Below are 25,139 nucleotides of genomic sequence, written 5' to 3'. Positions count from 1 at the left end.
CGGGTCCCAATGACGCCTAGCTCACTCGGCGCTGCTCACCAGTTTGATTCTCGGTTCGACCGGCTCAACTAGGCGATTGTAGGCCTCAAGATACTCCAGCGCCATGCGCCGGGCCGTGAACCGGGACTCGAATTGTTGTCGGACCGCAGATCTGCTCAAGTCGAAAACGCGTTCGACCGCCGCGACCGCGCTACCTTCATCGTCGACCACAAACCCAGTGAGGCCGTGATCGACGATCTCGGCGACCGAGCCGCGGTTGTATGCGATCACCGGCGTGCCGCAAGCCATCGCCTCGATCATGACAAGTCCGAACGGCTCCGGCCAATCAATCGGGACCAGCAAGGCAATGGCGCCGCTCAGAAATTCAGGCTTCTCGCGGTCCCCTATCTCGCCGATAAATTCGACCAGGGGATTGCCGTCGATGAGTCGCCGGATCACCTCGTCATAGTAATCCTGGTCAGAAGCGTCCACCTTGGCCGCGATTTTGAGCGGAATGCCGCACCGCATCGCAATCCTGATAGCCCTGTCCACGCCTTTTTCCGGCGCGATCCGCCCGAGCACGGCGAGGTATTGTGGCCTTAAATCAAGCGGCATCAACAACTTCTCTGGGATGCCATGGTGGACGGTGCGTATCCAATTGGCTTGCGGCACCGGGCGCCGCTGGGCGTCGGAAATAGAAATCACCGGAACAGAAGAGAAGACCGTGAACACCGGTTGATGCTCCGGGAGATCGAGGCGCCCGTGAAGCGTGGTCAAAAAAGGGGTCGGCTGCCGGGAGAACAACGAGAACGGGTAGTAGTCGAGATGAAAATGCAGCAGGTCGAATTCCTCGTCGTCGCATTTCTGCCGGACGCGCTCCAGCATGACGATGTGCAGCGCGTTGGGATCGCGGACCGCTCCATCGAGGCGCAGCGCCTTTGGCCATGTCGCTTCCAACCTCGCTGAGGTCTCCGAATCTCCGCTCGCGAAAAGCGTGACATCGTGGCCCAACGCGACAAGCTCCTCCGTCAGCCAGTGTACCACCCGCTCTGTTCCGCCATAGAGCCGGGGGGGAACAGCCTCCGTCAGCGGAGCAACCTGCGCGATGCGCATCTCACCTTCTCCTTATGTTTTTGATGAATTCAGCCCCGCCTCGCACTTGGCACCGCCGTACCTCACATGGAACGTTTCCGCACGTGCGAAGTTCCCTCGCCATCAAGCTTCTTCTACTTGTGTTCTTGCTCGTACCGTCACGCTGTTCAGCCTCTCATCACGCTCAATGTTGCAGGATTGTTGCACAGTATTGATGGCGCCGCGACGGGAACCGCCGACGTGTTGTCGCATTCGGTCCTGACACTTCCACATAAAGGTCGTCTTCTCCAACGAATTGAGTCGCATGGATAGTCTCTCTGGATATGCCAATCGTCCGCTCGCTTTCGTGCTGCGCTATTTGCGCCAGCGTTCGACTTCGCATGTGGTCATCGTCGCCTCCGTGATGATCGCTGTCGCCTGTTCTGTCGGCACGCAATACGGGGTGAAGTACCTCGTCGATGGGTTGTCCTCAGGACCCGCGCGAGCGGCCAACGTATGGCTGGCATTCATTTTGCTCATATCGTTGATCGCTGCGGATAACTTTCTTTGGCGAATTGCGAGCTGGACCGCGAGCTTCACTTTCGTGGGAGTTACCGGTGATCTGCGGCGGGATATTTTCCGTCACTTGACAGGCCATTCGCCGAGCTATTTTTCCGACCGGCTGCCCGGAATGCTGACAAGCCGCATCACCGCCACATCGAACGCGGTCTTCACGGTGGAAAACATGTTCGTTTGGAATGTGTTGCCGCCGTGCATGGCGACGGTCGCGGCAATCATCCTGATCGGAACCGTGAGCCTGCCGATGGCGGCTGGGCTTACTGTTATTGCAGGTGGAATGGTGGTGGCCATGTTTCGCCTGGCTGCGGCAGGCAAGCCGCTGCACGACGACTTCGCCGACAAAGCCGCGGCCGTTGATGGCGAAATGGTGGACGTCATCAACAACATGCCGCTGGTACGGGCGTTTTGTGGCTTGAGCCTGGAGCACGACCGTTTTGACGCGACCGTCGCCCGCGAAGTGACGGCGCGGGGGCGAAGCCTGCGATATCTTGAGAAACTGCGGATCATACATGCCGGAGTTACCGTCACCCTGACCATCGCTCTGTTGGCCTGGGCCATTGTGCTTTGGCAGAATGGTGATGCCACGACCGGCGACGTCGTCCTGGTCTGCACACTTGGCCTTTCGATTTTGAGCGCGACGCGCGACCTGGCGGTGGCGCTGGTCGACGTCACCCAGCATGTCGCCCGGCTGACCGAAGCCATTGCCACGCTGCTGTTGCCCCACGACTTGCGCGACCACCCGGAAGCTGAGCCGCTGGTCAAGAGGGGCGCGGCCATCGCCTTCGACGACATTTCGTTTCGTTATCCAGGCGGAGTTCAGGTATTTGATAAATTCAGTCTTCGGCTTCAGCCCGGTCAGAGGGTAGGGCTGGTGGGGCAGTCCGGCGGTGGGAAATCGACTTTGTTTGTCCTGCTCCAGCGCTTCTATGACGTGCAGGAGGGGACGATCACGATTGATGGTCAGGACATCGCAAAAGTGACGCAGCAAAGCCTTCGCCAGGCGATTTCCGTCGTGCCGCAGGACATTGCCATGTTCCAGCGGTCGATCATGGAGAATATCCGCTATGGCCGCCCCAATGCCACCGATGACGAGGTGCTGCGTGCGGCGATCGCTGCGCGCTGCGATTTCGTCGAAACGCTGCCTGAGGGTCTTGCAACCATGGTCGGGGAGCGTGGCGTGAAGCTCTCGGGGGGCCAGCGACAGCGGATTGCGATTGCGCGCGCGTTCCTGAAGGATGCTCCGATCCTCTTGCTTGACGAGGCGACTGCGGCACTCGATAGCGAATCCGAAGAAGCGATCCGCGAAGCGCTCGGCCGGTTGATGCGGGGGCGCACGGTCATTGCGATCGCCCACCGGCTGGCGACGCTGCGCAATTTCGACCGGGTGGTGATGCTGAAGGCCGGCACCATCATCGAGGATGGGCCACCGGACCGGCTGATGCAGCGCCATGGTCCGTATCGCGAACTGGTCAGGCAGGAGATGAACCGGCTCGCGAAGCACGCAGCCTGAGCGGCCTGAACGTAGCCTGACATACAGCCTAAGTAACGAGTTTTGAAGCGTTTAATCCCGGCGGGGGGAAACCGAGGTTTCATGGCAGCCGAAGTCGTTACCCAAGTTACGATGGCAAGGACCATCGAACAGGTAGTGGAATCGCCTTTCTACATTCCGATGACCGGGCCCGCGGCGAGACCGCGACGCTCGCTCAAGCACGACGACACTTTTATCGTGCTCGACAGTCATGGCGACATCGGCGCTTCCGCCGGCGGTCCGGACGGCTTGTTCAACGCCGATACCCGTTATCTCGCCCGGCTGGAATTGGTGCTGGACGAAGTTCAGCCTTTGCTGCTCGGCTCCAATCTCCGCGATGATAATTCGGGGCTGACCGTCGATCTCACAAATCCTGACATCTATCGAGATGGCCGGATCGTGCTGCAAAAAGACATGCTGCATATTGTGCGCACCATATTTCTGTGGCGCGGAACGGCTTATCAGCGGATCGGGTTGCAGAATCACGGTGATCGGCTGGCGAGCCTGGATTTGAGACTGTTATTCGACAACGATTTTGCCGATCTGTTTGAGGTGCGTGGCGAACAGCGTCCGCGGCGCGGGACGGGCTCGAGCAGATTACTCACTGCTAGCGACGTTTTGCTGGAGTACAAAGGTCTAGACGGAGTTTCGCGAACGCTGGCGCTGCACTTCGATCCTCGGCCGACACGGATTGCAGTCAATTCCGCGACCTATCATCTCAAGCTCGAGCCGCATCAGACTAGCTCACTATTTATTGCCGCATCCTGCAACAAGCCGGCATCGTTCAAGCCGGCTCCTTTCTTTCGCGGGTTGCTGGCCCATCGTCGCGAAATGCGCTGCTCCACAGCGGGTGCCACCAGCATCGAAACGTCAAACGACATTTTCAACGAGGTGCTGTGCCAATCCATGGCCGACCTTAACATGCTGACGACGGAGACACCGCAGGGACGATATCCCTATGCGGGTATTCCCTGGTATTCCACGACGTTCGGGCGTGACGGGATCATCACGGGATTGCAGATGCTGTGGATCGACCCTCGCATTGCTCACGGCGTTCTGAAGCGGCTCGCATTTTATCAGGCTAACTCCGTTGATCCGCGCGCGGATGCCGAGCCTGGGAAGATCCTGCATGAGATGCGCGGTGGTGAGATGGCGGCGCTGCACGAAGTGCCGTTTGAGCAATACTATGGCAGTGTCGACGCCACGCCGCTGTTTGTGCTGTTGGCAGGCCTTTACGTCGAACGCACCGGAGATGAGGGAACGCTCAAGGAGCTGTGGCCTTCGATCGAGGCGGCGCTGGGCTGGATCGATGGAGCCGGTGATCCCGACCAGGACGGCTTCGTTGAGTACCAACGCGCGTCGGAGCAGGGATTGGCAAATCAGGGTTGGAAGGACTCTTACGACGCGATATTTCACGCCGACGGCCGTTTGGCCGAAGGCTACATCGCGCTCGCGGAAGTGCAGGGCTATGTTTTTGCCGCCAAGCGGCTGGCAGCGCGTTGCGCGTTGCGGCTTGGAAAGTCTGAAATGGCACAAGCGCTTGAGGCCCAGGCGCAGCATTTGGCGGAAAGCTTCGAGGAAGCCTTTTGGTGCGAGGAACTTGGCACATATGCGCTCGCGCTCGATGGCGCCAAACAGCCGTGCAAAGTACGAAGCTCGAATGCCGGACAATTATTGTTCACGGGGATCGTGCGCGAAGACCGGGCCCGAAAGGTCGCGAGTGATTTGTTGCGACCGCATTTCTTTACCGGATGGGGAATCCGCACGGTGGCGCACGGCGAAGCGCGTTACAATCCAATGTCGTATCACGATGGTTCGATCTGGCCGCACGACAACGCGCTGATCGCACTGGGCTTTGCACGGTACGGCCTAAAGCATTCGGTCGCTCATGTGTTCAAGGGACTTTTCGAAGCCGCCACCTACATGGATTTGCGTCGGCTTCCGGAACTGTTCTGCGGATTTCGGCGGGAGAAGGGGCGTGGGCCAACACTCTATCCCGTTGCATGTGCGCCACAGGCGTGGGCGAGCGCGACTCCGTTCACGTTGTTAGAGGCGGCGCTCGGACTTGAGTTCGATTCCCAACGCGGCGAAATCCGGATGCGCAACCCGCGGCTGCCGACGTTTCTCAATGAGGTGGTGCTGCGCGAGCTGCGGCTGGGACCATCGAGTGTCGACCTTAGGGTCAGAAGGCATGGCGACGAGGTATCGCTCGAAGTATTGAACACGCGTGGTCATATCCAGGTGTCAATCGTGATGGCGCATTGACGCGGCATCTGGCCGCAAGGAAACCGCTATGACCGCGAAGCATCTGTGCATCTTGATTGCAGGCTTGACGTTAGTTGGGGTGGAGGGCTGCTGGGCTCAAAACGATGCTGCTTCGCCACCTCCGGAGAGCAAATCGCCGCAGGCTTCTCCACCACCGAATGCGACTCCCAAACAGGAATCGCCGCCACCTTCAGTTACGATCATTGGCGCAAAGGAGGCCCATGGCGTGCTCGGCCGAGACGTCCGCAGCCCGGCGAACGAGGACATGGGACGCATCGTGGACGTCATCGTCGACCGCGCCGGAGTCGTGCGTGCCGCTGTTATTGACTTCGGGGGGTTTCTGGGTGTCGGCAGCAGAAAAATCGTCGTGGACTGGAGCGCGCTGCATTTCGGACGCGTCGCGGATAAAGGTGACAGCATTACGCTCGAATTGACAAAGGATCAGGTGAAAGCAGCTCCCGAATATAAGGAGGATCAGCCTATCGTCGTGCTTGGCGCATCGGGCACTCTCAAGCCACTATAATTGGAACGCGAAGTGGTGAGAAACGATGCCGAGCGCCAGCGCGTTTCGATTGACCGGGTCGATCATGATCGTGGGGGAGCGATCGGCAGCGACAGTTGTTCCTCGTACCGATCAGAGTCGCTAATGGCAACGCCGGCAGCTCCTTCGCGCCAGAGCTTGCGCGGTCTCGACTGGTTCATCTTCTTCCTGGCGGATGTGCAGACCGGCTTCGGACCGTTCATCGCCGTGTACCTGACTACCCAGAAATGGACCCAAGCCCAGATCGGTCTCGTGCTGTCGATCGGCGGCGTCGTCGGGCTGCTCGGGCAAATGCCCGGCGGAGCGATCATCGATGCGGCCCGCTCCGAACGGATGGTGGCGGGCCTTGCAGTTGCGGCTGTCGGAATGAGCGCGCTCGCCTATGCGTCGTGGCCGATTTTTCCGGTGGTGGTGACTGCCGCGACGCTGCACGCTGCCGCGAGCTGCGTGCTCGGACCGGCCATCGCGGCGATCAGTCTCGGCCTGGTCGGGCCGATTGGGATGGGCGAGCGGCTTGGACGTAACGCCCGATTTGCTTCGCTCGGGAACGGAACAGCCGCTGCAGTGATGGGCACCGCCGGCTATCTGATCTCCAGTCGTTCGGTATTTCTGGTCACATTCATCCTGGCCGTTCCGACATTGCTCGCGCTTTCGCGTATTCGCGAGCACGAGATTGACGTGGCCCAGGCGCATGGCGCGTTGATGCGCGATGCCAATGATGCCGCCAACACGAGCGTCCTCAGCCTGGTGCGTCAGCGCCCGCTCGTGATATTCGCCTGTAGTGTATTGCTGTTGCAGCTCGCAAACGCCGCTATGCTGCCGTTGATGGCGGGTGTGGTCACGACCCGATCGGCTCAATGGGCGCCCGTGCTGATCGCCGCCTGCATCATCGTTCCGCAAGCCATCGTTGCATTGGTGTCTCCGCAGGTTGGACGATTGGCGCAACAATGGGGCCGGCGACCGCTGCTGCTCCTGGGTTTTGCCAGCCTGGCCGTTCGCGGATTGATGTTTTCGACGGTGCGCGATCCATACCTGCTGGTGGCCGTGCAGGTATTCGACGGCATAACCGCGGCAGTGTTCAGCGTGATGGTGCCTCTGATCGTTGCGGACGTCGCGTTCGGGAGCGGTCATTTCAATCTGGCGCAGGGTATCGTCGGTACCGCTACCGGCATCGGCGCGTCGCTCAGCACCGTGCTGGCGGGTTACGTCAGCGATCGCCTTGGTAGCGGTATCGCATTCAGCGGACTGGCAGGCATCGCCGCATTGGGGCTTGTGCTGATCTGGTTTGTCATGCCGGAGACACGGCCGAGCCCGCATCCCGCACCTGAGAATCAAAGGTAAGGATGAGAGGTGTGACACTCTGCGAAAGGAAGGAACTGCCGTCGGAGACCGCCGCTGGGGCACCAAATCGGCCCCGCGCCACTAAATTGTGCCCGTGGGTCGCTTCCCCACATCAGCGCCGCGATTTAGGGTGATGCCGGGGTCCCGGCTTACGCGGGCCGGAGGGGAGTTTTTGAAGATGGCGGCGGCATTGGATGGTGTGGATTTGAGGAAGAGTTTCGATGGTCTTCGCGTGCTTGATTTTTCAACCACCATTGCCGGTCCGCATTGCACGCGGATGCTCGCGGACATGGGCGCGGAGGTCATAAAAATCGAGTCGGCGGAAGGGGAGACGATGCGAACGCGTCCGCCTCTCCGCAACGGCTGCTCCACCGCTTTTGGTCAACTCAACGTCGGCAAGAAGAGTCTCGTTCTCGATTTGAAATCGCCCGCGGCCATTCAAATCGTTCAGCGGCTTGTCTCGAAGGCCGACATTCTGGTCGAAAATTTTCGCCCCGGCGTGATGCGACGATTGAAGCTGGACTACGGCTCGCTGCGTGAGCTTAATCCGAAACTGATCTATTGTTCGATCTCGGGCTATGGCCAGACCGGGCCGTCGGCGGAGCTGCCGGCCTACGCGCCCGTGATCCATGCGGCGTCGGGTTACGAGATGGCGCATCTTGCATATCAGCCCGGGCGATCCCGCCCGGATTATTGCGGGATCTATCACGCGGATGTTCTAACCGGGGTGTATGCGTTCGGAGCGATTTCGGCGGCGCTGCACCAGCGCCACGGCAGTCAGGAAGGCCAGCACATCGATGTCTCGATGCTCGAATCGATGCTGAGCCTGACCTTGAATGAATTGCAGTGGTCGCAATTTGAGGTGAAGCCGACTGCGCGTCCTTTGTTTGGCCCGCTCGAAACCTCCGATGGGTACGTGATGCTCGCGGTCGCTAGCGAGAAGACCTTCCAGAGCCTGATCAAAGTTATCGGCCATCCCGAGTGGATTGATGATCCACGTTTTGCGAAATATTCCGATCGCCGCGACTACTGGGCCGATTTGATGGATGGCGTAGAGAGGTGGTCGCGCATCCTCTCCACCGAAAAATGCGTGGCCGATTTGAATAACGCCGGCGTCCCTTGTTCCGCGTATCGCACGGTCGCCGAGGCAATGAATGATCCGCAAATCGCCCACCGTGGCGCACTGTCCGAGGTCAGAGATGAGGGCGGCACGTTCAAAGTCTTGAATCTGCCGTTCCGAATGTCCGGCGCGGAAGTTTCGGCGGGAAAACGGATGGCTACTTTGGGCGAGCACACACTTGCCTTGCTGAAGGACGCAGGGTTGTCCCAGGATGAAATCTCTGGTTTCGCGGGAAAGCGGCTAGCTCCCGAACTCCGCTGATTGAGGTTGACGCTACTGCGGCCTTTCATCTCATTCCTGTCTCGGCCTTGCCGCAGCCCGCGATTCCGGCCAATCTGATCGAAGGTCACTACCGATCCGGAACACCGGACGGATTGCATACGGGAGGGAGCAAAATGAAATCAGCATCACGCTCGCGGGCGCTCGCGGGTATTTGCGTTGCTACGATGCTTGGAGTTGCCCTGTTCGCAAGTAACGCACAGGCCCAAAAGCAGGGCGGCAGCATCACCGTAGGGCTCGAACTGGATATACCGGGTTTTGATCCCTTGAAGGTAGGCGTATTCGACACGGCCGCGGAAACCGCAGCCGCCGCCATTTTCGATACGCTCACGACTCTCGATGATAAGGGCGAGGTGCAACCCAAGCTCGCACTCTCCTGGTCTCATTCGGACGATTTCAAGACCTGGACGTTCAAGCTTCGGCCCGGCGTCAAATTTCACGACGGTACGCCCTTCAATGCCGAAGCGGCGAAGCTTAATTTCGACCGGCAAAAGGACCCGGCCAACAAATGCCGCTGCGCCTTTTACATATCCTACATTCACGACGCACAGGCGCCCGACGATTTGACGCTGGTCTATAATTTGAACGACCCGCAGGTGAACATGCCGGCGCTGATGACGCTTCAAAGCTCGAACAACGTCATGCAGTCACCCACGGCGTGGAAGACCAAGGGCGAGGACTACAACCGCAATCCTGTCGGCACCGGACCTTACGTTCTGAAGTCATGGACCGCGGGCGACCGCATGGTGCTCGAGAAAAATCCGGATTACTGGAACAAGGGCCATCCGTACCTCGACCGCATCGTTCTGAAGCCGCTTCCGGATGCGCAATCGCGCTTCGCCAGCCTGCAATCGGGCGAGGCAGATCTCATCTGGGACGACGAGGCGGATGCCGACAACATTCAGAAGGCTCAAAAAGATCCCAAGTTGAAGGTGCATACCTATGCCGGCTCCGGCGCGGCGGTCGCCGCCTTCAACACCAAAGTCGCGCCATTCGACGATGTCCGCGTGCGCCGCGCTTTGGTGATGGCGATCGATCGCAAGAAGATGTCGCAGGCCCTCACCAATGGATTGGCCCGGCCGGCCAGCAATCCATATGGCGATGGTTCCTGGGTCAAGTGCAAGGACGATGGTGCGCTTCCCAACGACGTGGAGAAGGCGAAGGCCCTGATCAAGGAGTATGGCAAGCCCGTCGATTTCAAGATGATTGTCACTGCGACGCCGCGCGGACGCAATACTGGCCAGATATTTCAACAGTTCTGGAAGCAGGTCGGCGCCAATATGGAGATCGAGCAAGTCGATCAGGCCACCATCGTGCCCCGCGCCTTCATGCGCCAGTTCCAAATAACGCCGTGGCGCATCGTCGATCTCGCCGATCCGGACCCGCAGATGTACGCGAACTTCCATACCGGCAGCCCGGTCGCGCTCGCCAACTACTCCAATCCCGAACTGGACAAATTGCTGGAGCATGCGCGCACGACCGCTGATACTGCGCAGCGGATCGAGGATTATTGCGCGATCAGCAGGCTGATCAATCAGGAAGCGATCTGGTTCTGGACTTTCCAGAACACTTATTACGCGATTTCGACCGCTAAGCTGAAAGGGCTGCCGAAGATCTATGGCGGCGTCATCGACGTATCGAACGTCTGGCTGGAATGACAGGCTATGCTTGGCTTTGTTGCTCGGCGGCTGTTTTATCTTCTGCCCGTTCTGCTTGCCGTATCGCTGTTGACCTTCCTGATCGCCTCTCTGCTGCCGGGCGATCTCGCCTATGTGATCCTCGGCGATCAGGCGACCCCGGAGAAGGTCGCTGCTTTGCGGCACGACATGGGACTCGATCAGCCGATCTGGTGGCGGTACTTCAGTTGGTTGGGGCATGTGTTCGAAGGTGATTTTGGCAGGTCCTTTCGTACCGGGCAGACTGTGTTGCAGGCGGTCGCCGAGCGGCTACCGGTCTCGTTCGAACTGATGCTGCTGGCCGAAATCATTGGGCTCGCCGTCGGGGTTCCCGTCGCGATCGCTTGCGCGGTGCGCAGCGGCAGTTCCTTCGATCGCTTTATGACCAGCAGTGCGTTCGGCATGTTGTCGGTGCCGACATTTCTCTCGGCGATCCTGTTGATCTACCTGTTTGCGGTCGAACTGCGGTGGCTGCCAGCCACTGGTTACGTGCCATTCGCGGAAGACCCGGCGGCAAATTTGCGCTTCCTGGTGTTGCCCGCTTTGACTCTGGCGCTCGCCGAATGGCCGGGAATCATGCGGGTGCTCCGGTCGGATATGATTGCGACCCTGCAGGAAGACTATATCGCTCTGGCCAAAGCTAAAGGTTTGAAGGCGTCGCGCATCCTGTTCGTGCATGCCCTGAAGCCATCGTCGCTCACGCTCATTACCGTCACCGGGATCAACATCGGACGCCTGATCGGCGGCGCCCTTATCGTTGAGACCATCTTCGCGTTGCCGGGAATTGGCCGGCTGCTCGTTTCCGCCATCTACACCCGCGATCTCATCATCCTGCAAGGCGTGGTGCTCTTTGTCGCCGGTGGATTCGTACTGATGAATTTTATTGTCGACATGCTCTACGCCGTCCTCGACCCCAGGATACGCCATGGCCACGCTTGAACTCGGCATCGACGAGGAGGTCGCGCTCAGTCCGGCCATGCGATCGCGCCGGCTGGGATGGCTGTTCTGGGCCGCAATCGCCTGGACCATATTCATTGTTGCCGCCGCCGCCCTCGCCGCCGTTTTGCCGTTACCCAGTCCGACGGACATGGACATGCTCGAACGCCGCGTGCCGATCTCGGCTTCGCACTGGCTCGGCACCGATGGCCTCGGCCGGGACGAATTGGCTCGGCTCATTTATGGCGCGCGAGTATCGCTCACGGTTGGCCTGTGCGCGCCCGTGATCGGGATTACGATTGGCGGCGCGCTTGGAATCCTGGCCGGTTACTTTCGTGGGCGCTTCGAATCGCTGGTGGTCGGCAGTATGGACGTGTTGTTGGCGTTTCCTCCGTTGATACTGGCGCTGGCCGTGACCGCCTACCTCGGGCAATCGCTGCTTAATCTGACCTGTATTCTCGGCGTGCTCGGCATCCCCGCCTTCATGCGCGTGGCGCGCGCCGCGACGCTCACGCTTGCGCGCCGCGAATTCGTGATCGCGGCCCAGGCACTCGGCGCCACGCACGCGCGCATCCTGTTGCGAGAGTTGTTGCCGAACGTGTTCTTGCCGCTGCTGGCATTTTTCCTGCTTGGCGTCGCAGTCACCATCGTCGTTGAGGGAGCGCTGTCGTTTCTCGGCCTCGGGGTGCCACCACCTATATCGAGCTGGGGCAGCATGATCGGTGAGGGGCGGGAGAGCCTCGAAATAGCGCCGCGTCTGGCGTTCATTCCCGCGGTTGCAATGTTTCTCACCGTACTTTCCTTCAATCTGATCGGAGATACATTGCGGGCCATCACCGATCCCCGGCAAGGCGCACTGTGACAGCGCGGCCATTACTATCAATCGAGGACGCGTCGGTGGATTTGCCGACATCGCGAGGTAATCTGCGTGCGGTGGATCATGTTGAGCTGTCGATCGAGGCCGGCCGAACGCTGGGAATAGTTGGCGAATCCGGTTGCGGCAAAACCATGCTGTCGCGCGCCATCCTGCAATTGCTGCCCAACAAAGCGAATTTGTCAGGGCGGGTGATGTTCGATGGCCAGGACATCGTGCGCCTCGATCCCGAACGCCTGCGGAAACTCCGCGGACGGTCCCTTGCGGTGGTGTTCCAGGATCCGATGACCTCGCTCAATCCCGTGCTGACAATCGGCACTCAGCTGATCGAAACGCTGCGGGAGCATCTCGAACTCGACGGCCTCTCGGCAAAAAAACGCAGCGTGGAGCTGCTCGCTGCAGTCGGCATTCCTGCCCCAGAGCAGAGGTTGGCGCAATATCCCCATCAACTATCCGGAGGCATGCGGCAGCGAGTGGCTATCGCGATCGCGTTGTCGTGCGAGCCGAAACTGCTGATTGCCGACGAGCCAACCACGGCCCTTGATGTGACCATCCAGGCCCAGATTCTCGATTTGCTGGCCCGCGAGCAGCGTCGCCGGCACATGGCCATGATTATCATCACCCATGATCTCGGCGTCGTCGCCGGCAGGACAGATGAAGTCGCGGTGATGTATGCCGGCCGCATCGTGGAGCGCGCGCCCACGCCCGCGCTGTTCAAGAAAATGCGCATGCCATATACCCAGGCGCTGCTGGCGGCGATCCCCAGGATCGATGCCGCTCCGCACACGCCACTGCCGGCGATTTCGGGACGGCCGCCCGATCCGACCCGGCCTCTCCGAGGCTGCTCGTTTTCGCCACGCTGCCGCTTTGCGTCGGGCTTGTGTCATCAGCAGAAGCCCGTTCTCGAGGGCGAATCCATGCAGCACCAGTTTGCCTGCTTCCATCCAATTGCGGTGCCGGTCGGGATTGGCGCATGATTGAGGTGAACCAAAAAAATGCGCGCGACCCCCTGCTCAGGGTGGAAGACCTCGTGGTCGAATATACGGTCGCGGGTAAAACGATCCACGCGGTCTCCGGAGTCAGTCTGGAAGTTGCGCGCGGCGAGACGCTCGGCCTGGTGGGAGAGTCCGGCTGTGGGAAATCCACCTTGGGCCGTGCGGTGCTGCAGTTACGCCAAGCTGTGTCGGGACGGGTTCTGTTCGACGGACAGGACCTCACCATGATGCACGGCGATTGCTTGCGGAAAATGCGCCAGCGCGTGCAATTGATTTTCCAGGATCCCATCGCTTCTTTGAACCCGAGGCGGCGTATCGGCGAAATCGTCGCGGAGCCTCTGGTGATTTCCGGTGTCAAGGACGCCAGGAAACGCCGGGAGATTGTCTGCCAAGTGCTGAGTGCGGTCGGTCTCGATCCTTCCCTGGTGGTTGGACGCTTGCCGCATGAATTCTCCGGCGGACAATGCCAACGCATCTGCATCGCGCGTGCGCTGGTACTCAATCCCGAATTCATCATTTGCGACGAGCCGGTTTCGGCGCTCGATGTTTCGATCCGCGCCCAAATCCTAAATCTGCTCGAAGACATGAAATCGCGCTTCGGGTTGACGTTACTGTTCATCGCCCACGATCTCGCTGTTGTGAAAGCCGTGAGCGATCGGGTAGCGGTGATGTATCTCGGTCGGCTCTGCGAGGTTGCCCCGTCAGAGCAATTATTTGCAAACCCCGCGCACCCTTATACCGCGTTGTTGATCGAGGCCATTCCCGTGCCGGACCCGGATATGAGGCCGGCCGAAAGCGTGCCCGTCGGAGAGCCGCCATCGCCGATGTCGCCGCCATCCGGCTGCCGTTTCCGTACCCGCTGCCCGCGCGCGGACCAGCGATGCGTCGAGGAAATACCCGAGCTTCGCCCGATCGCGCCGGATCAGTTCGCCGCTTGCCATCATCCATTGATCCCGGCGGGCTAAGCATCTAATCGTAAGCCTATTGAGTACGCGCGAGTGGGAGAGAAGCGATGAAAAGTTTTCAGGTCACCAATTTCAATGCCCCCTTGAAGGAGGTGGATCAGCCGACTCCGCAACCGCAGGGAACGCAGGTGTTGATCAAGGTGAAAGCCGCCGGCGTTTGCCACAGCGATCTGCATATCTGGGAGGGCGGTTACGATCTCGGTCATGGACGAAAACCGCTGTCCTTGAAAGATCGCGGCGTCTCGCTGCCGCGCACGATGGGTCATGAGACCGTCGGCGAGGTGCTTGCGTTTGGACCGGATGTCAAGGCAGCCGACAAAGGCGATTTGAAAATCGGCGACGTTGCGCTGGTCTATCCGTGGCTCGGCTGCGGCAAATGCGATGCGTGTCTCGCGGGCGACGAGAACATGTGTTTGAAGCCGGCGTCGCTGGGCGTTTACTGTGATGGTGGCTATGCCGACCACATGACCGTTCCGCATCCGCGCTATCTGCTCAACCTGAAAGGCCTCGATCCGGTGACGGCGGCGCCTTATGCGTGCTCTGGCGTCACGACATACAGCGCTCTGAAGAAGGTTGAGGCCGCATTCAGCACACCGATCGTTATTTTCGGCGCGGGCGGCCTCGGATTGATGGCGCTGTCGCTGTTGAAGGCGATGGGGGGCAAGGGCGCCATCGTCGTCGATATCGACGCGCGCAAGCGTGAGGCGGCCGAGAAAGCCGGCGCGCTCGCGAGTGTTGACGGTGGCGCGCCGGATGCACTGGAGCAGCTCGCGCAAAAAGCCGGCGGTCCGATCCGTGCGGTGATCGATCTGGTGGGCAACGCCAAGACCACCCAACTTGGCTTCGACTGCCTGACGAAGGGCGGCAAGCTCGTCATTGTTGGCCTGTTCGGCGGCGGCGCGCCGTGGGCGTTGCCACTGATCCCAATCAAGGCGATCACCATCCAGGGCAGCTATGTTGGAAATCTCAGGGAGACCCAGGAGCTGCTTGATCTGGTGCGCACTAAAAAGATCGCGCCGATTCCGGTGACGCCTATGCCATTGGCGCAGGCCAATGACGCGCTGGTCGAGCTGCAAAAGGGGAGGCTCGTTGGGCGAGCGGTGCTTACGCCGTAAGTTCATGTATCGTCGGCAAGTGCCGGGCTGACCTAAGGAATTCCCATGTCCGCTAATAACGCGTTGCATATTGCCGTGCTCGGCGGCGATGGTATCGGCCCCGAGGTGATGGCCCCCGCGCTCGAGGTCTTGCGCAGAATCGAGAACGGCTCCGGTCTGAAGTTTCGTTTTACCGATGCTGCGGCAGGCGCGAACAACTATCTCGCGACTGGCAAGTCGATGCCGGAAAGCACGGTCCGCTTGTGTGACGAAGCGGATGCCATCCTGCTGGGCGCCTGCGGAATGCCGTCGGTGCGTTATCCCGATAACACCGAAATCATGCCGCAAGTGGAACTGCGCTTTCATTTCGACCTTTATGCCGGGGTACGGCCGGCACGGCTCATCCCGGGGGTACCGAGCCCGATCGTCGGCGCGGATCAGCGCGGCATCGATCTGGTTGTGATCCGGGAATCCACTGAGGGTCTGTTTGCGTCGATGGGGAAGGGCGTCGTCACCGACGTTGAAGCGCGCGAGACGCTTGTGATTACGCGCAAGACTTCGGAACGGCTGTTCGAGTTTTCCTTTCGGCTGGCGGAGCGACGCAAGTCGCGCGGGCGCCCGGGCGCGCTGACCTGCGTGGATAAGGCAAACGTGTTCAAAGCTTTTGCTTTCTTTCGTGAAATGTTCGATCAGGCCGCAAAGCGCCATCCAGCCGTGAGGGCCGATAGGCTCTACGTCGACGCCTGCTCGGCGCTGCTGGTCAAGCGCCCCTGGGATTTTGACGTGATGGTGATGGAGAACATGTTCGGTGACATCCTCTCCGATATGACCGCAGGCCTGATCGGCGGGATGGGCATGGCTCCATCCGCCGACATCGGGGATAGTCATGCCGTGTTCCAGCCGTGCCATGGCACCGCGCCTGACATCATGGGGCAAGGCAAGGCCAATCCCACCGGGATGATCCTCTCCGCAGCGATGATGCTGGACTGGCTCGCCGAGAAGCACGGCCTGGAGGCCGCCGCCGAAGCCGGCGAGCGCATCGAACGCGCGGTCGACAAAGCCTACGCCGATGGCATCAAGCCAATGGAGTTCGGTGGCCGCAACGGTACTTCCGATATCACCAACGCGGTGCTTTCTGCGCTGTAGCTGCCGGACCAGGTGCGTTGATTGCAAGGCGCGTACAGCCAAACGCAAGATGTTGAATCCAGTCATTGCGAGCGCAAGCGACGCAATCCATGAAGCGAGTTGAAGCGTGGATTGTTTCGTCCCGTCCGCTCGTCGCAATGACGGCCGGCGCGTATTTTCACCCACACCTCCGCGATCCATTACCCACCATTCGATGTCGTCCCTGCGGAAGCAGGGACCCATACTCCGCGGCGCTCCTTGCGAACAAGACTGTTCAACCATTCCGACCAACCATTGAGCCCTGTGGTTATGGGTCCCTGCGTTCGCAGGGACGACTCTGATAGAGTTGGCGCGCACGGCGTTTCACCATTGTGGCGAGCGAAGCTCGCTCTTTCTTATCCCTCCCACTTCGTGGGGAGGGTGGCACATCGTGAGCGTCGCGAACGATGGGACGGGTGGGGGCTGTTTCGGTGTGCGCGCTAACAACCCCCACCCGGCGCTTCGCGCCACCTCAGAGCGAGAGCTTTGCTCGTCTCGACCCCACAACAAGTGGGGGAGGGATAAGCACACGCGGTATTCACCGATGCGCACTCCTCTGCGATTTCGCTTGTAAGCACACCCACATCTCCGCGATCTCGCTGCGCATTCCCGCGCGAGTTGGCCAATGTGTAAAGCCATCTGAAATTCAGAGGGCGCAGGGAATGCCGGGCGCGCGATGCACCCGCAGCCTCGTATGCAAAAATAGAAAGCATACGAGTGTAGTCACCACAGGTTCACCGAAATCATCCGGCATTCCCCGCGCAATGGTTTTACGGCTTATACCGCGCTCTCCCCGGTGATCGGGCTTTGTTGTCACCGTCGCCGGCGAAATTACTTCCGCCAACTTGACGCCAGCGTCGAGGCGTCAGGACCACACGACTTCGCCGTCCGCTTTCGCACGTTTCGTCAAGCGCGCTATCAGCGTCCATTGCATCCCGCACCACGTTCCGTGACGTTGCGCAACGCCCCTCGTTTGGAACAGGACGGCGCGGGTTATGGATTTGATTTGGGTCTGCCGGGTAGGGAAATGTTTTTTCGGGTGGGACTGGACAGGGCACCAAATCAGCCTTTACGCGCCGGCGCTCAATGGCCCCCGAAGGCTAAATCATCGGCCCCTGAACTGCGGTTTGCGTTTTTCCATGAACGCGCGCCGTCCTTCGCGAAAATCCTCCGAGTCCATGCAGGCGATGCCGATCTGCTTGATCGCGTCCATGTCACGCTTGTCGGGATCCTTTAACACCTGAGCGATCGTGATCTTGGCCGCTTGAATCGCCAGTGGCGCGTTGGCCGAAATAGTTCGGGCGATTTCGTCGGTCGCGCTCCACAGTTCCGCATCTGGGACCACGCGATCCACCAATCCGATCCGCACCGCCTCGGCAGAACCGATCCGCATGCCCGTATACATCAGCAGCCGCGCCCAGGACGGTCCCACCAGCGAGACCAGATGCTTGAGCCCATCATAGCCGTAGGCAATGCCAAGCCTGGCGGCAGGAATTCCGAACTGGCTGTTCTCGGCGGCGATACGGATATCCGCCAGCATCGCAACCTGCATCCCGCCGCCGAGGCAAAAACCACGGATGCAGGCAATGGTCGGCTTCGGATAATCGGCCAACAAAGCGCGCTGGGCGGCGCTACGTCTGGAATATTCTTCCGAGGCCTCGGCGTTGTGACGCGTTTTTTCGAACTGACTGATATCAGCGCCGGAAACGAAGGCTTTATCCCCGCCCCCCACCAGAATTACGACGCGTACATCGGGGTCATCGCGCAATTCCATCAGTGCGTGGCCAAGTCCTTCCCACATGTCCAGCGACATGGCATTGCGCTTCTCTGGATTGTTGAAGGTGATGACGCCAACTCCTTCGGTGACGCTTTGCAGGATCTTGCCGTCTGCGAAGGATTTATCGGTGGCCTTGGGAGCGTTCAGCATCGAAAGTGGCTTTCCGGTCATGAGCGGACTCGTTCTTCTGATTAGGTTTCTACCGCGGCGGTTGCAACCGTGCAGGACAGATGGGACTTTGGTGGCCTTTGACCTGCCTTCGAACCGGTTAATGTGGTTTGCGAGGGCGTTCGCCTAACGAAAAGGATATCCGGGGGAATTCATGCTGTTAACACGTCGAGGCGCAATAGCTGGGCTTGGTAGTGGCCTGGCTTCGCTGGCCGCGCTGCAGGCTTGCGCCGAACCGGCGTATCCCAGCCGGACCATCAAGATGATCGTTCCCTATCCGGCCGGTGGCACGACCGACTTGCTCGGACGACTTGTCGCCGATCGGCTCCAGACTGGTCTTGGTGCCAAGCTTGTCGTTGAGAACAAGCCGGGCGCCGCCACCACGCTCGGGGCGGAACAGGTCGCGCGCGCTCAGCCTGATGGCTACACGCTGTTGATGGCAACCTCCACCACACTTGCCATCAACAAAACGCTCTACAAGAAGTTGCCATATGATCCGGTAAAGGACTTCACGCCGATCGCGATTCTGGCAGCGGTGCCGTTTGCACTGATCGTCAATCCGCAGATTCCTGCGGCGACACTGTCTGAATTCATCGCTTACGCGGAATCGAACCCGGGCCTGGCATATGGCTCGGCTGGCAACGGAAGTCCGCACCATCTCGGCGCGGAAATGCTGAAGACCGCAGCGGGCATCGAAATCCGTCATGTGCCTTATCGCGGCAGCGTACCGGCAATGCTCGATGTGATCGCGGGCCATATTCCCTTCATGGTGATGGACCTTCAGCCGGCCTTGCCGCAAATCCGCGAAGGCAAGGTCCGCGTGCTTGGGGTAACCACGCTGAAGCGCGTGGCTGCCGCGCCCGACATTCCGACATTGGCGGAGAGCGGACTGGCCGGCTTTGAGCTTGTTGCATGGCAGGGCGTGGTCGGTCCGGCCGGAATGCCCGCGGCGATCGTCGATAGGCTGGCGACGCAAATCGAACAGCTGGCCGCGGATCCAGCCACACGCGACAAACTCATCAGGCTTGCGCTTGAACCGTTGCCACCATCGACACCCGCGAGCTTTGCAAGCTACATCAAGGCCGAGGTCGACCGTTGGGCTGAAATCGTAAGGAAGTCCGGTGCCGAGCTGGAGTGAGCACTGGATCTATTCTCGTGAGGGGCTCGGCACAGAGCGCGACGCATGGCCGAAATGACCGACTCCCAGGTGCTGATCGTCGGGGCGGGGCCGGTAGGGCTGACGCTCGCGATCGACCTGGCATGGCGTGGCATCAACGTCACGGTTGTGGAGATGCGCGCGCGCGCCGCGTCGCCGGATCCCAAATGCAACCACGTGGCCGCGCGCACCATGGAAATCTTCAGGCGGCTTGGGCTGGCAGAAAAAGTGCGCAATGCCGGTCTGCCGGCGGATTATCCACACGACATCAGCTATCGCACCAGCTTTACGGGCCAGGAGCTAGCCCGCATTCAAATTCCCTGCCGCCGCGACCGTTTCACGAGCAAAGATGGTCCTGATGGCAACTGGCCGACTCCGGAGCCGCCGCATCGGATCAACCAGATATTTCTCGAGCCAATCCTATTCGATCATGCTGCGGCCAATCCACGTATTCGCATCATCAACCGGACCTCGGTTGAAGAGGTGGTGATAGAGGAGAGCTCGGCGAGCGTCGGCGTGCGCGATCTGGAAACCGGCGAGGTGAGGCGCTGGAGTTGCCGCTATCTCATCGGTTGCGACGGGGCCCGCTCGATCATCCGCAAGGCCATTGGCGCCGAACTGAGCGGCGACGCCATCGTGCAGCGCGTGCAATCGACCTTCATCCGCGCTCCCGACCTGATCGGGCGCCAGCGACACGAGCGTGCATGGGGCACCGGCGCCATAAACCCACGGCGCGCCGGGATGGTGTACGCCATCGACGGCCGCGAGCGATGGCTGGTGCATAATTACCTGAAGCCCGATGAGCTGGACTTCGATTCCGTCGACCGTGATGCATGCATCCGGACCATCCTCGGCGTCGGCCCTGATTTCCAATATGATGTTATCTCGCGAGAGGATTGGTACGGACGGCGCCTGATTGCCGACAGATTTCGCGATCGCTGTGCATTTATCGCCGGCGATGCCGCGCATATCTGGGTGCCCTACGCCGGCTACGGCATGAACGCTGGAATTGCCGACGCGATGAACCTGTCCTGGTTGATGGCTGCGCATCTCAACGGCTGGGCGTCATCTTCCATCCTCGATGCCTATGAGGCGGAGCGCTGGCCTATTACCAGCCAGGTCTCGCGATTTGCGATGTCGCACGCCGAGGCTGAAATTCGCCGACGCGGCGCCATACCCGCCGAAATCGAAGAACCGGGACCGAGAGGCGAAATTGCGCGAAGCGAAATCGGGCGTCTCACCTACGACATCAACGTCCAGCAATATGCCTGCGCTGGGCTCAATTTCGGGAGCTTTTACGATCGCTCACCGATCATCGTCTATGAGGGGGCCAAACATCCGGCCTACACGATGGAGAGTTACGTACCATCGACTGTTCCGGGCTGTCGCACGCCACATGTGTGGCTCGAAGACGGTACTTCGCTCTACGATGCGATGGGACCCGAGTTCACGTTGCTGAGATTCGATCCTGAAGCCGACGTTGCTTCGCTGCTGTCGGCGGCCGACAGCAGGCGATTGCCTCTCAAGCTCCTCGATATGCGCCGCCCCACCGCTGCGGGCTTTTATGAGAGTGGACTAGTACTGTCGCGGCCGGACCAACATGTGGCATGGCGCGGCGACACGATACCATCAGATGCAGAAGCGCTAATCGATCGCGTCCGCGGCGCCGCAATCGATAGCCCGGCACAATTTGAATCGGCCAAGCTGTCGATCGGCTAGTGGAGTAAAGTCTAGTCCTCGTTCGCGGCAATCGATTCCATCAACGACACAAGCTGACGTTGAACCGTCTGGTCCTTGATCTTGCTATAGGCCCGCAGCAATCTGAGGCTGAACGCGCTGTCGAGGAACAGCAGGCTTTCGACCTCACGCGCCTTACCGTCACCGTCGTAAAAGAAGGTGACGGGCACGTCGAGTGCGGTGGCGATTTGCTGGAGACGCGCAGCACCCACGCGGTTGACGCCCTTCTCGTATTTCTGAACCTGCTGGAAGCTGACGCCGAGCTTGTCCCCGAGCTCCGCCTGCGAAATCTTTTGTTCCACCCGCCGCAGCCGGATTCGTTTTCCGAGTTCAATGTCGGGCTTGCCCGCACTCCGCTGCTTCATCCTCTTTGCCGCTGACTTATTCATTCTGCTTCACCGTCTTTCAGTCGATTAAAGCTCCCAAACAGATGGTTCGGGGATTCACTCTTATATATACAGGTTTGAAATCGCTTCGATCGATGAATCGTTGTTTCGCGCAGGCTTCAACACCTCCTGCAGGCTGCAGCGACAGTGGCGGGCCGGGTTTTTGACGCCCAAAACGCGAGCTAGTTGCGCAGCATGAGCCTTTAAAGGTATCATTTTGCTCCGCCGGGTGTTGCGGCTCACCGCCGCCGCGACAGCAAGCCGCAGCTTGTTGCGTTAGAGCACGACAATCCGGGCAAGAGCCGCCACCGGCGCGCGCAGAACAAAATGCCATCCTCCGATCGGCTGTATGCAGGAACTGCCGTACCGTGCCAAACCGAGTCCGCTGCTGGACAATGACCGAAAGGTTCGTGATCATTTCGCAGCGTATGGCGCAAGCTCGGCTATGGAAGAACCGCGGTGGCTGATTCAGAAGAACGACTGCAGTCGATTTTGTCCGTGCTCCAGGAGTGCCAGACGGGTCTGGTCGAGTGCGCGAGCGCCGAGGCCGCGCACCTGCTGGCTTTAGCCATCCTCGAAATCCGGATAAAGCTCAATCGAGTTTCCGATCTGGAATTGAAGGCGTTGTGCGATGCCATCATTGGGGATCATTCACAGGAAGCGGAAGAAACGCCGCTGCATCGGCAGCGCTGGCGTCCGGTCCTGAAAGTCGTCAAATAGCGGGCGGCGGGTCCGATCACGGATCGGGCACGGCGAGACGGGCAACGATGCCGCATTCTTGACCACGATATACCCGACGAATTGTCGACAAGCCCCTTCGCATCATGGCAGCTCTGTTGCGCACTCTCGCCTGTTCGGTCCATGAAGCTGGATCGAGCTGGCGCCTTCTGTTGCCGGGCTTGGCCAAATCAAGGTCCGAACTCTCAACCATGGCGTTGTCCGCATGATCAACGATGTCTCGATCCCGGCGGCGCTGATTGCGGGGTTGGTCAGTTTTCTGTCGCCGTGCGTCCTGCCCTTGGTCCCGCCTTACCTGATCTATCTAACCGGTGCGACCATCGAACAGGTCGCCAATAACGGCGCGGCATCGTCTTCCAGGCGGGCGGTGATGATATCTGCCGTGATGTTCGTGCTCGGCTTTTCCACCGTGTTCGTGGCGCTCGGCGCCAGCGCATCGCTGATCGGGGGCTTGGTGCGCGCCTGGTCCGCCGAGCTTTCGATCGTCGCGGGCGTCATCATCATTATGATGGGCCTGCACTTCCTTGGGCTAACGCGCATCTCGTTGCTGATGCGGGAAGGGCGCTTGCCGATACCGAAGCCGGTCGGCTTGTGGGGAGCCTATCTGATGGGGCTGGCATTCGCGTTCGGCTGGACGCCCTGCATAGGTCCGATCCTCGCTGCCATCCTGTCGGTTGCTGCCGCCGAGGCGACCGTAAGCAAGGGTGCCGGGCTGCTGGCGATCTATTCCCTCGGACTTGGCATCCCCTTTTTGGTCGCGGCCTTTATGGTTGAACAGTTTTCGACCGTGTTCTCGCGGATGAAACGCCACCTTGCGACCGTGGAGCGCGTAATGGGAGTGCTGATGGTCATTACCGGAATTGTATTTTTGACAGGCGGCATATCCTCGGTGAGCATCTGGTTACTCGAGACATTTCCGGCGCTGCAGAAGTTCGGCTAGCTGCAGCTTTTCGCGCTTTAGAGATTGCTGTCGGTGATCGCCGCGTAGACCATCGTGCGCAGCTCACGCCGGATCGGATAGGCGCTCGAGGGCAGCACTTGCGTCATGAAGATGGCGATCAGGTCTTCCGCGGGATCAATCCAGAATGACGTGGTAGCGGCGCCGCCCCAGGAATATTCTCCGGGGCTCCCCGGTATCAGCGTTAGCGCGGGATTCATGGTGACCGCGAAGCCGAGTCCGAAGCCGATGCCGTTGTAAGCCGCTTCGCTAAACAGCGAGCGCGACACTGCTGGAAGATCGCATCCGCCGGGCAGATGATTTGAAGTCATGAGCGCCAGCGTCTTCGGACCGATCAGCCTGACGCCCCCCAGTTCGCCGCGATTGAGCAACGCGCGGCAGAAGGTGAGATAGTCGGCGACAGTCGAGCACAATCCGCCACCGCCCGAGATGAACGAGGGTGGCGACAGGAACGAACTTTTCGTCGGATCATCCTGCAGCGTCAGGGTTCCCTTTCGCTCCGCGGCGTGAAAGGTCATTCCACCTTTCGGGTCGGCCGAGTAGCAGGCCGCGAAACGATGGGCCTTATCGGGTGGTACGAAGAACCCGGTGTCGTTCATGCCGAGCGGTTCAAGGATTCGCTCTTTCAGGAATTGCTCGAACGGCTTGCCGCTGATCTTTCCAATGAGATAGCCGATCACATCGGTAGCGACCGAATAATTCCACGCTTCTCCAGGGGAGAACTCCAGCGGAATGTTCGCAAGGTCTTCGATCATCGACTGCAGCGTTCCCCTTTTCTCAACCTCACCGATCTTCATCTCGCGGTAGGCGGCATCCACGTTCGAACGCTGCTGGAAGCCGTAGGTCAGACCCGACGTGTGCCGCAGCAGGTCGACGATCAGCATTGGCCGCGTTGGTGGTTTGGTCAAAAATGCCGACGCCGTGCCCGCCTGAAACACGCCGAGATTCTTCCATTCCGGAATGTATTTGTGGACCGGTTCGTCGAGCGCGACGCGACCTTCCTCCACCAGCATCATGAAGGCCACGGAAGTCAGCGGCTTGGTCATCGAATAAATGCGAAAGATGGTGTCGTCCTTCATCGGCGCCTTGCGCTCGACGTCCGCGAAGCCCTGCACGGCACTGTGGACCACCTTGCCACGGCGAAACACCAGCATGTGGGTCCCCGGAAAGCGGCCAGAATCAATGTATTTTTGCTTGAGATGGGCTTCGATGCGATCGAAACCGGTCTTTGACATGCCGGCGGATTCAGGCGAGGCGGGGGCAGGGGCCAACATCGGCACAATCTCCGGAAATTTTTAAGACTGGAGTTGATAGCTCAAACTGTGATTGGTTCCAATCGCGATGTGCTTACGCTGGCACCGCCGCCGGTGTAGGGTCCCCGTCGAAACATAACGCCGGGAATGTTGCAATGACCGAGTTCAGGGATAGCGAGCTTACCGCCGCCGTGATGCGTAGCTTTGAGGAGACGCCAAGCGCGCGTGTCAAGTTCCTGATGGAAGAATTGGTCAGGTCGCTGCATGGTTTCGTCCGCAAGACCGACCTTACCTTCGAGGAATGGGCTTACGCGATCGATTTTCTGACCCGGGTCGGCCAGAAGTGCAGCGCGAGCCGGCAGGAATTCATTCTGCTGTCGGACGTGCTCGGCGTTTCGATGCTGGTTGACGCCATCAATCATCGCGATCGCGAGGGCGCCACCGAGACGACGGTGCTGGGGCCGTTCTACGTTGGCGAGCACAGGCCGATGCCGCACGGCACCGATATTTCCGCCAACATCCCGGGCGAGCGGATGTTCGTGCAGAGCCGAGTGACCGA

General features: G+C 60.0%; 21 protein-coding genes. 17 read left to right on the top strand and 4 right to left on the bottom strand.

Annotation, left to right across the window (positions count from 1 at the left end):
* Positions 1-21 precede the first annotated feature (21 nt).
* Entirely contained in the window at positions 22-1,092 is a 1,071-nt protein-coding gene (locus tag VJV58_RS11850; protein WP_324137536.1) for a glycosyltransferase family 4 protein, read from the bottom strand.
* A gap of 283 nt (positions 1,093-1,375) precedes the next feature.
* On the opposite strand from VJV58_RS11850, the gene VJV58_RS11845 reads away from it, so the two are divergent.
* The 12 genes from VJV58_RS11845 (at position 1,376) to VJV58_RS11790 (ending at position 16,389) form a co-directional block, all read left to right on the top strand.
* A complete protein-coding gene (locus VJV58_RS11845; RefSeq protein ID WP_324137535.1) occupies positions 1,376-3,139 on the top strand; it encodes an ABC transporter ATP-binding protein in 1,764 nt (587 codons plus the stop codon).
* Between the two features lie 81 nt (positions 3,140-3,220).
* On the top strand, positions 3,221-5,422 hold the full coding sequence (locus VJV58_RS11840) for an amylo-alpha-1,6-glucosidase (RefSeq protein WP_324137534.1): 2,202 nt from the start codon (positions 3,221-3,223) through the stop codon (positions 5,420-5,422).
* Positions 5,423-5,450: 28 nt separating this feature from the next.
* Positions 5,451-5,945: a PRC-barrel domain-containing protein gene (locus tag VJV58_RS11835; RefSeq protein WP_324137533.1), complete on the top strand. Its 495-nt coding sequence runs from the start codon at positions 5,451-5,453 to the stop codon at positions 5,943-5,945.
* 123 nt (positions 5,946-6,068) lie between these two features.
* Positions 6,069-7,304, top strand: coding sequence for an MFS transporter (locus VJV58_RS11830; protein WP_324137532.1), 1,236 nt, complete (start codon positions 6,069-6,071; stop codon positions 7,302-7,304).
* A gap of 178 nt (positions 7,305-7,482) precedes the next feature.
* On the top strand, positions 7,483-8,685 hold the full coding sequence (locus VJV58_RS11825; RefSeq protein ID WP_324137531.1) for a CoA transferase: 1,203 nt from the start codon (positions 7,483-7,485) through the stop codon (positions 8,683-8,685).
* Between the two features lie 134 nt (positions 8,686-8,819).
* Positions 8,820-10,361 carry an ABC transporter substrate-binding protein gene (locus tag VJV58_RS11820; RefSeq protein ID WP_324137530.1) on the top strand — a complete coding sequence of 514 codons (1,542 nt, stop codon included), beginning with the start codon at positions 8,820-8,822 and terminating at the stop codon, positions 10,359-10,361.
* Positions 10,362-10,367: 6 nt separating this feature from the next.
* Complete coding sequence (locus VJV58_RS11815) at positions 10,368-11,318, top strand: ABC transporter permease (RefSeq protein WP_324137529.1); 951 nt, start codon at positions 10,368-10,370, stop codon at positions 11,316-11,318.
* Positions 11,305-12,177 (top strand): ABC transporter permease, encoded by an 873-nt coding sequence (locus VJV58_RS11810; protein WP_324137528.1) that lies wholly within the window; start codon positions 11,305-11,307, stop codon positions 12,175-12,177. The genes VJV58_RS11815 and VJV58_RS11810 overlap by 14 nt, the downstream gene beginning before the upstream one ends.
* A gap of 35 nt (positions 12,178-12,212) precedes the next feature.
* Positions 12,213-13,166, top strand: coding sequence for an ABC transporter ATP-binding protein (locus tag VJV58_RS11805; RefSeq protein ID WP_324137527.1), 954 nt, complete (start codon positions 12,213-12,215; stop codon positions 13,164-13,166).
* Positions 13,163-14,149 (top strand): oligopeptide/dipeptide ABC transporter ATP-binding protein, encoded by a 987-nt coding sequence (locus VJV58_RS11800; RefSeq protein ID WP_324137526.1) that lies wholly within the window; start codon positions 13,163-13,165, stop codon positions 14,147-14,149. The genes VJV58_RS11805 and VJV58_RS11800 overlap by 4 nt, the downstream gene beginning before the upstream one ends.
* Positions 14,150-14,196: 47 nt before the next feature.
* On the top strand, positions 14,197-15,264 hold the full coding sequence (locus VJV58_RS11795) for an alcohol dehydrogenase (RefSeq protein WP_324137525.1): 1,068 nt from the start codon (positions 14,197-14,199) through the stop codon (positions 15,262-15,264).
* 45 nt (positions 15,265-15,309) lie between these two features.
* Positions 15,310-16,389: an isocitrate/isopropylmalate dehydrogenase family protein gene (locus VJV58_RS11790; protein WP_324137524.1), complete on the top strand. Its 1,080-nt coding sequence runs from the start codon at positions 15,310-15,312 to the stop codon at positions 16,387-16,389.
* A 1,123-nt stretch (positions 16,390-17,512) separates the two neighbouring features.
* On the opposite strand, the gene VJV58_RS11785 is transcribed toward VJV58_RS11790, so the two are convergent.
* The gene (locus VJV58_RS11785; protein WP_324137523.1) at positions 17,513-18,355 is read right to left on the bottom strand and encodes an enoyl-CoA hydratase; all 843 of its coding nucleotides are present in this window, start codon (positions 18,353-18,355) and stop codon (positions 17,513-17,515) included.
* A 151-nt stretch (positions 18,356-18,506) separates the two neighbouring features.
* Between VJV58_RS11785 and VJV58_RS11780 the strand changes: the two genes are divergently transcribed.
* Together VJV58_RS11780 and VJV58_RS11775 are read left to right on the top strand one after the other, a co-directional pair.
* Positions 18,507-19,490, top strand: coding sequence for a tripartite tricarboxylate transporter substrate binding protein (locus VJV58_RS11780; RefSeq protein ID WP_324137522.1), 984 nt, complete (start codon positions 18,507-18,509; stop codon positions 19,488-19,490).
* A gap of 54 nt (positions 19,491-19,544) precedes the next feature.
* On the top strand, positions 19,545-21,227 hold the full coding sequence (locus VJV58_RS11775) for an FAD-dependent oxidoreductase (protein WP_324137521.1): 1,683 nt from the start codon (positions 19,545-19,547) through the stop codon (positions 21,225-21,227).
* Between the two features lie 11 nt (positions 21,228-21,238).
* On the opposite strand, the gene VJV58_RS11770 is transcribed toward VJV58_RS11775, so the two are convergent.
* The gene (locus VJV58_RS11770; protein WP_324137520.1) at positions 21,239-21,634 is read right to left on the bottom strand and encodes a helix-turn-helix domain-containing protein; all 396 of its coding nucleotides are present in this window, start codon (positions 21,632-21,634) and stop codon (positions 21,239-21,241) included.
* Between the two features lie 456 nt (positions 21,635-22,090).
* Here VJV58_RS11770 and VJV58_RS11765 point away from each other — a divergent pair, with 456 nt between their 5' ends.
* Positions 22,091-22,351, top strand: coding sequence for a hypothetical protein (locus VJV58_RS11765; protein WP_324137519.1), 261 nt, complete (start codon positions 22,091-22,093; stop codon positions 22,349-22,351).
* A gap of 223 nt (positions 22,352-22,574) precedes the next feature.
* A complete protein-coding gene (locus VJV58_RS11760) occupies positions 22,575-23,309 on the top strand; it encodes a cytochrome c biogenesis CcdA family protein (RefSeq protein WP_324137518.1) in 735 nt (244 codons plus the stop codon).
* Positions 23,310-23,326: 17 nt separating this feature from the next.
* Here the strand turns inward: VJV58_RS11760 and VJV58_RS11755 are convergent, their stop codons facing one another.
* A complete protein-coding gene (locus tag VJV58_RS11755; protein WP_324137517.1) occupies positions 23,327-24,601 on the bottom strand; it encodes a serine hydrolase domain-containing protein in 1,275 nt (424 codons plus the stop codon).
* 134 nt (positions 24,602-24,735) lie between these two features.
* Here VJV58_RS11755 and VJV58_RS11750 point away from each other — a divergent pair.
* Positions 24,736-25,139, top strand: a 404-nt coding sequence (locus VJV58_RS11750; protein WP_324137516.1) for a dioxygenase, incomplete at its 3' end; no start/stop codon positions are given.

This window comes from Bradyrhizobium sp., assembly GCF_035273305.1.
In the GTDB taxonomy this organism is placed as follows: Bacteria; Pseudomonadota; Alphaproteobacteria; order Rhizobiales; family Xanthobacteraceae; genus Bradyrhizobium.
The sequence above is the reverse complement of the archived record's forward strand: the minus strand, read 5'-3'. Positions and strand labels throughout refer to the sequence as shown.

Coding starts and splice junctions, on each gene's coding strand:
- VJV58_RS11850 (WP_324137536.1), bottom strand. CDS start 1,092: ATGCGCATCGCGCAGGTTGCTCCGCTGACGGAGGCTGTTCCCCCCCGG.
- VJV58_RS11845 (WP_324137535.1), top strand. CDS start 1,376: ATGGATAGTCTCTCTGGATATGCCAATCGTCCGCTCGCTTTCGTGCTG.
- VJV58_RS11840 (WP_324137534.1), top strand. CDS start 3,221: ATGGCAGCCGAAGTCGTTACCCAAGTTACGATGGCAAGGACCATCGAA.
- VJV58_RS11835 (WP_324137533.1), top strand. CDS start 5,451: ATGACCGCGAAGCATCTGTGCATCTTGATTGCAGGCTTGACGTTAGTT.
- VJV58_RS11830 (WP_324137532.1), top strand. CDS start 6,069: ATGGCAACGCCGGCAGCTCCTTCGCGCCAGAGCTTGCGCGGTCTCGAC.
- VJV58_RS11825 (WP_324137531.1), top strand. CDS start 7,483: ATGGCGGCGGCATTGGATGGTGTGGATTTGAGGAAGAGTTTCGATGGT.
- VJV58_RS11820 (WP_324137530.1), top strand. CDS start 8,820: ATGAAATCAGCATCACGCTCGCGGGCGCTCGCGGGTATTTGCGTTGCT.
- VJV58_RS11815 (WP_324137529.1), top strand. CDS start 10,368: ATGCTTGGCTTTGTTGCTCGGCGGCTGTTTTATCTTCTGCCCGTTCTG.
- VJV58_RS11810 (WP_324137528.1), top strand. CDS start 11,305: ATGGCCACGCTTGAACTCGGCATCGACGAGGAGGTCGCGCTCAGTCCG.
- VJV58_RS11800 (WP_324137526.1), top strand. CDS start 13,163: ATGATTGAGGTGAACCAAAAAAATGCGCGCGACCCCCTGCTCAGGGTG.
- VJV58_RS11795 (WP_324137525.1), top strand. CDS start 14,197: ATGAAAAGTTTTCAGGTCACCAATTTCAATGCCCCCTTGAAGGAGGTG.
- VJV58_RS11790 (WP_324137524.1), top strand. CDS start 15,310: ATGTCCGCTAATAACGCGTTGCATATTGCCGTGCTCGGCGGCGATGGT.
- VJV58_RS11785 (WP_324137523.1), bottom strand. CDS start 18,355: ATGACCGGAAAGCCACTTTCGATGCTGAACGCTCCCAAGGCCACCGAT.
- VJV58_RS11780 (WP_324137522.1), top strand. CDS start 18,507: ATGCTGTTAACACGTCGAGGCGCAATAGCTGGGCTTGGTAGTGGCCTG.
- VJV58_RS11775 (WP_324137521.1), top strand. CDS start 19,545: ATGACCGACTCCCAGGTGCTGATCGTCGGGGCGGGGCCGGTAGGGCTG.
- VJV58_RS11770 (WP_324137520.1), bottom strand. CDS start 21,634: ATGAATAAGTCAGCGGCAAAGAGGATGAAGCAGCGGAGTGCGGGCAAG.
- VJV58_RS11760 (WP_324137518.1), top strand. CDS start 22,575: ATGATCAACGATGTCTCGATCCCGGCGGCGCTGATTGCGGGGTTGGTC.
- VJV58_RS11755 (WP_324137517.1), bottom strand. CDS start 24,601: ATGTTGGCCCCTGCCCCCGCCTCGCCTGAATCCGCCGGCATGTCAAAG.